12 protein-coding genes are annotated in these 12,212 nt (G+C 40.2%); 5 read left to right on the plus strand and 7 right to left on the minus strand.

Annotated features, from left to right (window positions below; translation table 11 throughout):
- Positions 1–38: 38 nt before the first annotated feature.
- From FZF08_RS05530 to FZF08_RS05550, 5 genes are all read right to left on the minus strand, one after another.
- Positions 39–770 (minus strand): DUF5683 domain-containing protein, encoded by a 732-nt coding sequence (locus FZF08_RS05530; protein WP_159467641.1) that lies wholly within the window; start codon positions 768–770, stop codon positions 39–41.
- A complete protein-coding gene (locus FZF08_RS05535; protein ID WP_159467642.1) occupies positions 767–1,693 on the minus strand; it encodes a ParB/RepB/Spo0J family partition protein in 927 nt (308 codons plus the stop codon). The genes FZF08_RS05530 and FZF08_RS05535 overlap by 4 nt, the downstream gene beginning before the upstream one ends.
- Before the next feature lie 33 nt (positions 1,694–1,726).
- Entirely contained in the window at positions 1,727–2,524 is a 798-nt protein-coding gene (locus FZF08_RS05540) for a ParA family protein (RefSeq protein WP_137341955.1), read from the minus strand.
- A 162-nt stretch (positions 2,525–2,686) separates the two neighbouring features.
- Positions 2,687–3,709 carry an SPASM domain-containing protein gene (locus tag FZF08_RS05545; RefSeq protein ID WP_159467643.1) on the minus strand — a complete coding sequence of 341 codons (1,023 nt, stop codon included), beginning with the start codon at positions 3,707–3,709 and terminating at the stop codon, positions 2,687–2,689.
- A gap of 83 nt (positions 3,710–3,792) precedes the next feature.
- A complete protein-coding gene (locus FZF08_RS05550) occupies positions 3,793–4,254 on the minus strand; it encodes an Lrp/AsnC family transcriptional regulator (RefSeq protein ID WP_159467644.1) in 462 nt (153 codons plus the stop codon).
- 186 nt (positions 4,255–4,440) lie between these two features.
- On the opposite strand from FZF08_RS05550, the gene ald reads away from it, so the two are divergent.
- Positions 4,441–5,553, plus strand: a complete 1,113-nt coding sequence (gene ald, locus FZF08_RS05555; RefSeq protein WP_159467645.1) for an alanine dehydrogenase — start codon at positions 4,441–4,443, stop codon at positions 5,551–5,553.
- A gap of 64 nt (positions 5,554–5,617) precedes the next feature.
- Here ald and FZF08_RS05560 read toward each other — a convergent pair whose 3' ends face one another.
- Positions 5,618–6,163, minus strand: coding sequence for an outer membrane beta-barrel protein (locus tag FZF08_RS05560; protein WP_159467646.1), 546 nt, complete (start codon positions 6,161–6,163; stop codon positions 5,618–5,620).
- 602 nt (positions 6,164–6,765) lie between these two features.
- Here FZF08_RS05560 and FZF08_RS05565 point away from each other — a divergent pair.
- The 4 genes from FZF08_RS05565 (at position 6,766) to FZF08_RS05580 (ending at position 11,135) form a co-directional block, all read left to right on the plus strand.
- Complete coding sequence (locus FZF08_RS05565; protein WP_159467647.1) at positions 6,766–8,595, plus strand: DEAD/DEAH box helicase; 1,830 nt, start codon at positions 6,766–6,768, stop codon at positions 8,593–8,595.
- 75 nt (positions 8,596–8,670) lie between these two features.
- Positions 8,671–9,207: a DinB family protein gene (locus FZF08_RS05570; RefSeq protein ID WP_159467877.1), complete on the plus strand. Its 537-nt coding sequence runs from the start codon at positions 8,671–8,673 to the stop codon at positions 9,205–9,207.
- Between the two features lie 107 nt (positions 9,208–9,314).
- Positions 9,315–10,160, plus strand: coding sequence for a sugar phosphate isomerase/epimerase (locus FZF08_RS05575; RefSeq protein ID WP_159467648.1), 846 nt, complete (start codon positions 9,315–9,317; stop codon positions 10,158–10,160).
- Positions 10,161–10,223: 63 nt separating this feature from the next.
- Positions 10,224–11,135 carry a sugar phosphate isomerase/epimerase gene (locus FZF08_RS05580; protein ID WP_159467649.1) on the plus strand — a complete coding sequence of 304 codons (912 nt, stop codon included), beginning with the start codon at positions 10,224–10,226 and terminating at the stop codon, positions 11,133–11,135.
- Between the two features lie 4 nt (positions 11,136–11,139).
- On the opposite strand, the gene FZF08_RS05585 is transcribed toward FZF08_RS05580, so the two are convergent.
- The gene (locus tag FZF08_RS05585) at positions 11,140–12,174 is read right to left on the minus strand and encodes a zinc dependent phospholipase C family protein (RefSeq protein ID WP_159467650.1); all 1,035 of its coding nucleotides are present in this window, start codon (positions 12,172–12,174) and stop codon (positions 11,140–11,142) included.
- Between the last annotated feature and the right edge of the window lie 38 nt (positions 12,175–12,212).

A 12,212-nucleotide genomic window follows, 5' to 3' on the forward strand; every position in this document is an offset into this window, starting at 1 on the left:
TAAAAACTTAAATTTCAATCTATATTTAAACTTAACTCTTATGGTTTCCGCCTGTGCAGGTTAAAAACCAAACTAACACCTGGCGTTGGAAGCGTCATATTAGGCTGCTGAATTTTCGGAGCTACTTTCATACTGATATCCTCCGACAAATCAAATGTTTTTAAATGCGCCGCCACGTTCGCTTCAATAATTGAAAGCGCATACAATGCGACTGTAAATACAATTGCCGTTTCTTTATACCGCCGGTATGTATTTTTTTCCCGCTTTACCTGGTCTATGGTTAACATCAAAGAATCAACCTGTTTTCCATTCAAAACACCACCCCGATAAAATATCGGCAACCGCGAGTCAGCCGTCAAACCCTTTTTAATCGTTCCATATGTTTTACTTGTAGGGTCTGATAAATCGTAAAAAGTTTTATACCCCTTTAAAAAATCATGATAACGCACATTCCAGTAGATTGCCGTCCAGGTGCCTCCTGCAAAAGCCGCGTATACCAAAGGAACTTTCCAGTAATCACGATTGTAAATTTGACCGGACCCGGGAATTAATGCTGCAAGTTTGGTTGCCCTTCCAGGATTTGGAATAAATTTCTTTTTTCCTACGGCTATCTGTGGTTTTACAGAATCTCCCTGTATAAAAGCGGTGCTGTCAAAAACAACCGTTTTTTCAGGTTTTTTCCTTTGTTTCTCCTCATCCTTTCCTGTCTTCTGGGCACTTATCTTACCTGCGATAAGAATAAACATCCCAATCCAAAACCACTTTTTCAAGCTTTACCGTCGAATTTCAATGTTTCTAAAATCTTTTTCAACTCGTCCTGTGATCCAAACGGAATTTTGATTTCCCCTTTGTGATCATCACTGCTTTTCACAGAAACCTTCGCACCAAAAAAGGAAGACAACTGGAATTGCAACGATTTTATTTCCTGATTCAATGTGACAGGTTTCTTGGTTTCAAAAGAAATACTGCTCATCATCCCAAGCTTCCGCACTTCTTCTTCCACTTTCCGAACAGACCATCCTTCTTCAATAATTTTATTAAAAATCTTTAACTGGATCTGGTCACTGTTGATGGTAATAATCGCCCTGGCGTGTCCCATGCTGATGCGATTATCACGCAAGGCAGCCTGGATGACCGGCGGTAATTTCAGCAGACGGATATAATTATTAACGGTAGTCCTGTTTTTACCAACACGTACGCCAAGTTCTTCCTGTTTCAGATTACATTCCAGAATCAGGCGCTGATAACTCAGGGCAATTTCTATTGAGTTAAGATTTTCCCGCTGGATGTTTTCAATAAGGGCCATTTCCAGCATTTGCTGATCATTGGCTGTACGCACGTAAGCTGGAATACGCACCATTCCAAGAGAACGGGATGCCTGAAGACGTCTTTCTCCAGAAATCAGCTGATACTGATCCTGCCCCAGTTGTCTAACGGTAATAGGCTGGATAATACCCTGAACACGGATAGAATCTGCAAGTTCCTGAAGTGCTTCCTGGTCAAATTTTGTCCGTGGCTGATAAGGATTGGCCTCAATCTGATCCAGATCAATTTCATTCATCGAGCCGACCGCATCAACGGAAGAAGGCCGCGTACTGGGACGCGAGTTACTTCCCTTGTCCGAATCCTGAAGCAAAGCTCCCAGACCGCGACCAAGACCCGTCATTTTTTTATTTTTATTGGTTGTTTCCATTCTGCGCTATGATCTCCCCTAAAATACAATGAATCAATTTACTCCCTGATGTGTATCTGTTGAAAGCAATCCGTTTTTGGTAAGAATTTCTCTTGCCAGATTCAGATAACTAATAGCACCTTTGCTGTCTGCATCCTGTGCCAGAACAGGTATCCCGTAACTTGGCGATTCACTTAAACGTATATTGCGGGGGATAATGGTATTAAAAACCAGAGATTCGAAGTGACTGGTGACTTCATTAACAACCTGATTTGACAAACGTAAACGCAGGTCATACATGGTTAATAAAATACCTTCAATTGCAAGATTTGTATTTAACCGGGACTGGATGATCGTGATTGTATTAAGAAGTTTACCTAAACCTTCCAAAGCGAAATATTCGCACTGAACGGGTACAATCACAGAATCTGCCGCTGTTAAACTATTGATCGTTATTAAACCCAAGGAAGGTGAACAGTCAATAATAATGAAATCATAATCATCCTTAACTTCCGCAATCGCATCTTTCATCCGATGCTCACGGTTTTTAAGGTTGATCATTTCAATCTCCGCTCCTACAAGGTCAATGTGAGAAGGCAACAGATTAAGGTTTGGGAAATCTGTTTCCAGAATCACCTCACCCGTCCTCACATCCTCAACCATGCACTCATAGATACTGTTTTCCATTTCCTGTGGATTAAATCCAAGCCCGGATGTGGAATTTGCCTGAGGATCTGCATCAATAATAAGTGTACGAAACTCTAATGCTGCCAAACTTGCAGCAAGATTAATTGCGGTGGTAGTCTTACCTACTCCGCCTTTTTGGTTTGCAATTGCAATTACTTTGCCCATGAATTTTTGAATTACCAATGCCAAATTTCAATTATTCAGAGCAAACCACCAAAAAATGTTCCACGGAGTTTAAATAAAAAGTATTTAAATGCTCAATATCAAACAATTAACTTATATTAATATTTGTTAAAATTTGAAATTAAGGCACAAAAAGCGAATGTTTCACGCCCAAACCTCCGTTCCCTCTGTGCAATTTTTGCACATTTCGATCTCGGAACGAGACCGGATCAAGGACGCCCGAAAGTCGTTATATTTCTTGCCACGCCACAATTGACGGAAACTGGTCTTCTTCATATCGCCCAATTGGTATTCAGCATCCTTATCAAAACAACAAGGTACTACGCCGCCATCCCAGGTGATCACACAGGAATGCCACATTTTCCAGCAATGGTCAACAAACTTGTTTTTGATCGAAAAACGACCACTTTCGTTCTTTTTGTAACGCGAGTATTTATCAATGGTTGGGATCAGATCCGAACCCTCTTCATAATCATATATCTGGGCCGTTTTTAATCCAACCTCATCAACACCCATTTCTTCGGCAAGCCTTTTGACATCTTCGATCTGATGCTCATTAGGCTTAACCACCAGAAACTGGAAGATCACATGCGGCGTACTTGATTTAAGTTCTTTTTTCCACTTGATGATATTACGGGTACCTTCCAAAACTTTTTCCAGATTGCCACCAATTCTATATTGCTCGTAAGTTTCCTGGGTGGTTCCGTCAATGGAAATGATCAAACGATCCAAACCTGACTCTACGGTTTTACGGGCTTTTTCATCATTGAGATAATGTGCATTGGTGGAAGTCGCGGTGTAAATCCCCTTTTCATGCGCATAGTTGACAAGCTCAAAAAACTTCGGATGGAGGTAAGGCTCTCCCTGAAAATAAAATATGAGGTATAGTAAAGTATCTGCTAATTCGTCGATGGTTTTCTTGTAAAGTTTTTCTTCCATCATACCCGTTGGTCGGGTGAATGATCGTAGGCCACTCGGACATTCCGGACACCGTAAATTGCAGGAAGTGGTAGGTTCGAAAGAAATCGCAATGGGCATTCCCCAGTGAACGGGCTGCCCTGTGGTTTTTGAGTAAAAATAACTGCTTAATATCTGAATGGCATTCCAGGCACGTCTTGGCGTTACCTTCGACATCAGGTTCAAACCATCTTTAAAATTTTTATTCATTTTGTTGATTTTTGGCCGTCGAAATTAAAAAATTGACGGCTTAATAACTGTAAGAATATTTCCGACATACCATCTTGTAATTTCTAACGAACTGAAATACCGGTAGAGTACTTTATTTCTGAAATAACAAAATAGCTGCTAATGTGTAAAACACTTTTCAGCGCAGAAAGTTTATGCTGATAAAATTGGTTGTATGCTTCGCCATCTTCCACTACCACTTTAAGCATATAATCGAAGTTACCAGAGACTACCGAACATTCCAAAACTTCCGGCATATTGACAATGGCCTGATTAAAATCTTCGAAACTTTCCCTTTTTTGCTTGTCAAGGGTAATATTACAATATACAAGTAAAGATTTCCCAATCTTTCTTCGATTTAACAAACAGACATATTTATCTATAAACCCTTCACGTTCAAGCTTTCTGATACGGTCATGTACTGGCGTTACCGACAAATTAATCCGGCTGGCAATTTCCTTCATCGTGAACTGAGAATTTTCCTGAAGCAGTTCCAGTATCCGTTTATCGGTAAGGTCAAGTTGCATGAAAAGTAATTTTTTATTGAAAGTGAATATTACATTACAAATGAAAGGATTTATTTCTATCGCAAAACCCTTAAACAGTTTTTTTTTCTGTATTTAATCTTAGGAAAAGAATCTTTTTCCCTTATATGGTATTTTTACAAAAAGAAATTACAAAACAACTGGTTTTCAAATCAAACTCCTATTACTATGATCATTGGCGTTCCGAAAGAAATTAAAAATAATGAAAACCGTGTGGCTGTGACACCTGCCGGGATTACCGAATTCCGCAAACATGGACACACCATTTATGTGCAGACGGAAGCGGGCAAAGGAAGTGGATTTTCGGACGAACAATATGCCGAAGCAGGCGCAACGATACTTTCGACTATCGAAGAAGTATACGCTATTGCTGAAATGATCATTAAAGTAAAAGAGCCGATTGAAAGTGAATATGCTTTGATCAAAGAAGATCAGCTGTTATTTACTTATTTTCACTTTGCATCGTCAGAGCCACTTACCAATGCAATGATCGAACGCAAGGCTGTTTGTCTGGCTTACGAAACAGTAGAACGGACAGACAGAAGTTTACCGCTGCTTATCCCAATGAGCGAAGTGGCCGGACGTATGGCAGTACAGGAAGGCGCAAAATATCTGGAAAAACCAATGGGTGGATTCGGAATTTTGCTTGGCGGTGTTGCGGGTGTTAAACCTGCAAACGTTTTGGTTTTAGGTGGTGGAATTGTTGGAACTCAGGCTGCGAAAATGGCGGCTGGTTTAGGTGCCAACGTTACCATCGTAGATATCAGCCTTGCCCGTCTTCGTTACCTTGAAGATATTATGCCTGCGAATGTTGATACTGTGATGTCAAATGAATACAACATCCGTGATCTTGTAAAAAGCTCTATCCTTATTATTGGCGGTGTGCTTATTCCTGGCGCGAAAGCTCCTTCATTAATTACACGTGATATGTTGAAATTGATGAAACCTGGTACTGTGATGGTTGACGTGGCAATTGATCAGGGTGGATGTTTTGAAACATCTCATGCCACTACGCATGAAGATCCTATTTATGAAGTGGATGGCGTTGTTCATTATTGCGTAGCGAATATGCCAGGTGCAGTTCCTTATACTTCCACACTTGCGCTTACAAATGCTACCCTTCCTTACGCTTTGTTATTGGCAAATAAAGGATGGAAAGAAGCCTGTGCAAGCAATGAAGAATTGAAAAAAGGCCTTAACGTTGTTAACGGAAAAATCGTGTTTAAAGGTGTTTCTGATGCCTGGAACCTTCCTTATACCGAAGTAAGCGAAGTACTTTAATATAACATTTGAGTCAGGAAGCCGGATCGAAATTCTCGATCCGGCTTCCTTTTTTATATCAAATTTACAATCCGAAATTTTTCGAGATTCCAAATCCTGCACCGCTGCCAAAATTAAGACCAAAACTGCTGCTTTTATTTTGTCCTTTTACTTTATTGGTAGCAAATCCAAGACTACCGAAATTGAAGTTCAATGCAAAACCATTTTTAAGGTTTACGCCGATCGCTGGGAATATGGTCGATTCAAAACCGTTCATTTTAACCCCCGCAGTTTTACCAGATAAAAAATTAGTATTTAGTTGCCCATAAACGGCGAAGATATCCGATAATGGATAGGCATAACGAATAAACGGTCCCGCACCGAAAGATGTCGTTTTGATTTCAGGTGAACCCGTTTTAGAAGATGTCGTTTTAAGATTCACTCCCCCCGTCCAATGATCGTTCCATTGATATCCTACGGCTGGCGTGAAAGAAAAACTGTTTGTTTTAATATCCGCAGAAGATTTCGAACTATTAATTCCCAGGCCTCCATAAACTAGAATTGAATTACTTTGAGCTTGCGCAGCAATGCCTGCAAGTGTGAACATCATACTTAAAACTACTTTTTTCATGATAGAATGTATATAGTTGTGAAATTTCCTGTCACCAACCCTGGTGATTTTCCTCTTGATACGGGCTAAATACAAAAAAGTAACTATTCGAAAATTGAGGCAGAAAGCATTCTGAGACTACCAGGGATACTATTTCATTTACTTTCAGAAACCTGCCAAATTTTATTTCTGAAAATATTACAATTATTTTTCACCTAACTATTGATTGTTTAAATATTATTTGTACTTTTGTAAAAAAATTAGAACGAACATCCGTTCGCTTCTCTGCTTCATACACGGTTCGGCGATTATTTTTAGCGCCACCAACCTTTAAAACGCCTGGTTGGTTTTTACCCGTTTCGTCATGCAGAGCCCCACGGATGTCTTGTGGTGGGCTTAGCGCAATCCCTTAAATTTAAATTACTGAAAGTCATCAGCGTTGTTGTATCAAACCGGTTTTTCGCGGTTTACCTTAACAATCAGACATGATTTCAAATTGTGCAGGTTTTCAATATTGTATTTGATATTCGTCATGAAGGATATCCGATTGATATTGATGGCAACCTACTGACTTCTAATTCTTATAAAATAATTTTTAAAGAATTTTAATAATAACAAGATAGATGACTACTGAAACAATTGAGACAATTGAAGATTTTGAGACCTTCGCTGATTTAGGACTCTCAGAAAACATCCTTAAAGCCTTAACTGAAATGGGGTTCACAAAACCCTCTCCAATACAAGCGCAAGGTATCCCTGCTGTTATGCAAGGATCTGACGTAATTGGCCAGGCTCAAACGGGAACCGGAAAAACTGCTGCATTTGGAATACCTGTACTTGAACGTATTGACACATCTAGCAATGCTGTTCAGGCACTTATACTTTGCCCTACAAGAGAATTAGCTGTGCAGGTTTCTGAGGAAATCGGAAGACTTGCTAAATTTCAGCGTGGAATTAAAATTGAAGCTATTTACGGTGGCGATTCTATTGATCGCCAGATACGTTCATTGAAAAAAGGGGTTCATATTGTTGTAGGAACTCCTGGTCGTGTGATGGATCACATGCAGCGTCGTACATTGAAATTTGACGAAGTGCGCATGATGGTTCTTGATGAAGCGGATGAAATGTTGGACATGGGTTTCCGTGAAGACATTGAAAGCATTTTGGCTGACATGCCGGAAGATCGCCAGACAATCCTTTTCTCGGCAACAATGTCGAAGCCGATTATGTCGATCACAAAAAGATTCCTTAACGATCCTGTGTTGATTAAAGTAGTTCGTAATGAGCTTACTAATGTTAACATCGAACAGGTTTGTTTTGAAGTAAAACCTCAGGCGAAAGTTGAAGTAATGACTCGTTTGATTGATATGTACCATTTGAAATCACTGCTTGTATTTTGTAATACAAAACGCAAAGTGGACGAAATCGTTGAAGAATTACAGCTTCGTGGTTACGCATCAGAAGGTATCCATGGTGACTTGCGCCAGCAACAGCGTAGCAATGTAATGAGCAAATTCAAGGCGGGTGTTACAACCATCCTTGTTGCGACTGACGTTGCTGCACGTGGTATTGACGTGAGCGGACTTGATGGCGTAATTAACTACGACATTCCTTTGGACGAAGAATATTACGTACACCGTATTGGCCGTACAGGCCGTGCCGGTATGTCCGGAAAAGCATTCTCACTGGTTGCACGTGACGAAAAATTCCGTTTAAAGACCATTGAAAACTATACAAAAGTAAAAATCGAAAAAGGCGTTATACCTTCTTATGAAGATATCGTTGGTGTTCGTAAAGCTCGTTTCGTAGAAAGTATTTCTGCTTCTATTCAGGAAGGCGATACAGATCTTTACCAGGATGTGTTGGAAATGTTACGTCACAGCGGGTTTACAACGGAACAAATTGTAGCAGCGCTTGCCAAACAAATTATGGGTGTTCAGAAAAACGAATACGCAGATACTAATTTGGCATGGGAAGAAAGACGTGGCGGAGAAGGTCGTCGTGAAGGTGGAAGCGATCGTTTCGAACGTCGTTCATCTGGCGGATCAACTGGCGGACGTTTTGACAGAGGTTCTCGTGATGGCGGTAGCCGTGAAGGAGATCGTCGTGGACCTAGCAGTGGCGGTGATCGTTTTCCAAGAGAACGCAGCAGCAGCAGCGAATCACGTGCTCCACGTGAACGTGATGGCGAGGCAAAACGTACAGCGGCACCGGAAGCAGGTATGACTCGTTTGTTCCTAAGCCTTGGACGTAAAGATCATATCATGCCTCGTGATATCGTTGGAGCGATTGCTGGTGAAGCAAACATTCCTGGTAAAACAATCGGTGCGATTGATATCTATGATAAATTCACTTTTGTTGATGTTCCAGATCGTGATGCGCGCACAGTACTACGTGCCATGGATGGTAACACTATTAAAGGAAAAGCAGTACAGATTGATATTGCAAAATAATCATTCTGATTTCTGACACCATATATGAATAGAAAGGGACTTGTAAAAGAGTCCCTTTTTTTGTTACTTTTCGGTATGGAAAATAATGAAAAATTGGAAGTCTGGCTTCGTGGACCACTTCCCAACATACCTCCCCTTTTGCAGCCTGCTGCCCATGCGCTTTTGCAGGCAAAGGAAGAAGTTAACAGATTACGCCATAACTTTCCTTCGGAAATGTTATGGACCAAACCTGCCGGATTAGCTTCCGTAGGTTTTCACATGCAGCATCTGGCAGGCGTATTGGACAGGCTTCTAACCTATGCCCGCCAAGAATCTCTTTCCATCGAACAACTGAACTATTTAAAACAAGAAGGTAATTCCCCTTTTCCGGATTGTAACTTTAACGATTTATTAGAAATTCTGAACCGTCAGTTTGCTATTTCAATTTCTCAAATTGAACAAACAGATTCATCCACACTTTTGGAAGTCAGGATGGTTGGCCGGGCGCAAATTCCTTCAACACATTTGGGATTAATATTCCATGCGGCAGAACATACGATGCGCCATGTGGGACAATTGTTAGTCACCATGAAATTTCTGGAAGCCGAATTTGATAAAAAAATTAAAAGTTAAAACCTATGTTTCCAAAAGTTTCTCAGATCATTAATTGTATTATCGAGTAGTTCGTATTGCACATTATCTTTTTTAAGTGTGTTTATTTCTGAACCAATACAAATCATATGCAATTCTTAAAATCTTCCTTACTTTTCTTTTTGCTCTCAGCATACGGATTATCATCTTTGGCACAAAATGGGCCAGAAGATAAATCCGGATGGAAACTTGGCTCACAATCCTACACATTCCGCCTTTTTACGTTTGCCGAAGCGTTGAAAAAAATTGACAGCTGCGGTTTAAAATACGTTGAAGCATTTCCTGGCCAAAAACTCGGTGGTGGTGTAGAAGGTACTATGGATTTTAAAATGGACGCAGCAAAACGCCGGGAAGTAAAAGCGCTTTTGAAAAAATATGGCATTACGATGACTGCCTTTGGTGTTGTCAATGCAACGAATGAAGAAGAGTGGAAAACACTTTTTGAATTTGCAAAAGATATGGGAATCCTGAATATTGATACTGAGCCAAAACCTGAACAATTCGCCTATATCGCGCCACTTGCGGATAAGTATAAAATTAATGTAGCCCTTCACAATCATCCCAAACCTTCACATTATTGGTCTCCCGATTCTGTTTTGAAATATGCTGCAAAGAGTAAATTTATCGGCTCTTGCTCGGATATCGGTCACTGGGTTCGCTCTGGTCTTGATCCGGTTGCGTGTCTGAAACAATTAAACGGTCACGTTCTTGGATTACATTTTAAAGATGTCGTCAAGGATACGCCAGACGGAAAATATCATGACGTGGTTTGGGGAAAAGGTGATAGCAAGGTTGATGCTGTTATTCATGAACTAAAACATCAGAAATTTAAAGGACCAATTTCAGCAGAATACGAATATCATTGGGAGAATAATGGCCCCGAGGTAGCAGAAAGTGTTAAATATTTCCGGACTACTTTTCAAAAAGTGAAATAAAAGGACGTATTTCCGAGTTAAAAAATTGAATAATATTACCTTTTCATACTAAAAACAGCATTTATGACTTTTAACCGTCGGTTATTTTTGAAATCAGCAGGAGCCGCAGCGGCTGGCTCATTGGTTTTGACATTAGCATCTTGTGGTGGATCAAAAGAAAAATCTTCCGAAAGCACTGACTCTACTGGTGTTGCATCCATGGGCGCAGGCACGCCATCAATTCCCGATTTTGGACTACAACTATATAGTGTCCGCGATGTGATCGGTGCTGATCCAAAAGGAATTCTGAAACAAATTGCAGGTTTTGGATACAAAAAAATTGAAAGTTATGCTGGTGATAAAGGTTTCTTGTGGGGAATGACGCCAAAAGAATACAAATCCTACATGGACGAATTGGGTATTGTTACGGTGAGTACACACGCCGATACGACCAAAGATCTTGAAAAAATTGCTAATGAGGCAAAAGAAGCCGGTTTGTCTTATATTTTACAACCTTATATTGGTCCGCAAAAATCGCTGGACGAATGGAAAAAACGTGCGGATGAATTCAATAAACGCGGAGAGATTTGTAATAAGGTAGGTATCAAATTTGGATATCATAACCATGACTACTCATTCAAAGACCTGGATGGAAAAATCCCTCAGGAAATTCTTTTGGATGGAACCGACAAATCTCTTGTTCACTATGAACTGGATTTGATGTGGATTGTTGCTGCAAAAGCGGATGCAGCCGCACACTTGAAAAAATACGCAGGCCGTTACGACCTTTGCCATATCAAGGACCTGGTAAGCAAGCCTGAAAATCATTCAACGGATTTGGGAAAAGGAGAAATTGATTTTGCCAGTCTTTTGCAAGTGGCTTCTGATACTGGTGTGACACAATTCATTGTTGAACAGGAAGAATATCCAGGACCAGTTTTGACAAGTATCAGCAATGATGCTGAGTACATGAAAAAACTCGTTTTCAAAGCATAATCCTTTACTGATCACTTTCCGATCTGATATTCAGAAGTCGCCGCCACCAGCTTTGCTTTTCGGCGGCTTCTGTTTTTTTATCGTTATTATCAAAAGAGAAATTTGCGATTACTTTTAAATCCGGCTGACCTGCATTAATCCAGCACGTAAACCATAAATCACTAACCATTTCGATAGAATTCTTCATCTGCCTTTCCACCTGGCCTTTCAATTTTAAATGATATTGTTTTGAAAATTCTTCTGAATAAGTTCTTACCAGCAAATTATTTCTCAGTTCATAACTGAATTTCTTGTCTGCTTCAAAAGATTCCGTCAACTCCTTCTCAAATAGAAAAACAGAATCACTGGCCATATGTGCCCGATTCACCGAAAACCAAATCTGATCCGCCAGGTTTTCAATATATTTCGCTTCACCAATCCACAAGTCATAATCCTTCGCATAAAGCTCGGGTAATCTGGATTCCCAAAATCCATGAATTCCTTCCTGTTTGGTAAGTTGTCCATTGTAATTTCTCGTTGTGTGCAAAGGAACATTGGAATCTGCCACGTAGTGACCCAGATCCGCAGAGATTCTTAGAATCCGTCTTGCATCCTTATCTTTGAACGCTTCCGTAAGTTGAAATGCAGCCGTTTGGACATACCACGGAACAATGCCATGTTTTCTCAAACTATCCTCTCCTATTTTTTTTATTGCTGCCGGCCAGTAATGTGGAAGTTTTTGGAGCGCACTGTCACCATAAACATCAAGATCAATAAAATGCCTTTCTGCTTCGCCAACAACAGCATACCTGCGACGATCCGGATTTACTGCATTCTCAGTCAGGTAATCAATATGCTTTTTGTAGAAATATTGCATCTCAACGGGCAGGCGATGCACGGCTAATCTGTTGATCCGCTTGTGCGCCCAAAATCCCCAGGTTGAAGAAAATCCCTTTTCTTGTCCTAAAAAAAAAGTCAACAGAAAGAAAATCAGCTCTTTTTTGAAAAAAAAGTGGTTTTTTTTCAAAAATATTTCAAAGAATTCAGGATAGATTTCCATAGATAATTTGGGAAATAAATAACAGCCTTTTAAAACCG

This window comes from Dyadobacter sp. 3J3, assembly GCF_009801115.1.
In the GTDB taxonomy this organism is placed as follows: Bacteria; Bacteroidota; Bacteroidia; order Cytophagales; family Spirosomataceae; genus Dyadobacter.

Excerpts from the sequence above, each read along its gene's own strand:
- ald (WP_159467645.1), top strand. The coding sequence starts at position 4,441 with ATGATCATTGGCGTTCCGAAAGAAATTAAAAATAATGAAAACCGTGTG.
- FZF08_RS05575 (WP_159467648.1), top strand. The coding sequence starts at position 9,315 with ATGCAATTCTTAAAATCTTCCTTACTTTTCTTTTTGCTCTCAGCATAC.
- FZF08_RS05570 (WP_159467877.1), top strand. The coding sequence starts at position 8,671 with ATGGAAAATAATGAAAAATTGGAAGTCTGGCTTCGTGGACCACTTCCC.
- FZF08_RS05535 (WP_159467642.1), bottom strand. The coding sequence starts at position 1,693 with ATGGAAACAACCAATAAAAATAAAAAAATGACGGGTCTTGGTCGCGGT.
- FZF08_RS05565 (WP_159467647.1), top strand. The coding sequence starts at position 6,766 with ATGACTACTGAAACAATTGAGACAATTGAAGATTTTGAGACCTTCGCT.
- FZF08_RS05550 (WP_159467644.1), bottom strand. The coding sequence starts at position 4,254 with ATGCAACTTGACCTTACCGATAAACGGATACTGGAACTGCTTCAGGAA.
- FZF08_RS05540 (WP_137341955.1), bottom strand. The coding sequence starts at position 2,524 with ATGGGCAAAGTAATTGCAATTGCAAACCAAAAAGGCGGAGTAGGTAAG.
- FZF08_RS05580 (WP_159467649.1), top strand. The coding sequence starts at position 10,224 with ATGACTTTTAACCGTCGGTTATTTTTGAAATCAGCAGGAGCCGCAGCG.
- FZF08_RS05560 (WP_159467646.1), bottom strand. The coding sequence starts at position 6,163 with ATGAAAAAAGTAGTTTTAAGTATGATGTTCACACTTGCAGGCATTGCT.
- FZF08_RS05585 (WP_159467650.1), bottom strand. The coding sequence starts at position 12,174 with ATGGAAATCTATCCTGAATTCTTTGAAATATTTTTGAAAAAAAACCAC.
- FZF08_RS05545 (WP_159467643.1), bottom strand. The coding sequence starts at position 3,709 with ATGAATAAAAATTTTAAAGATGGTTTGAACCTGATGTCGAAGGTAACG.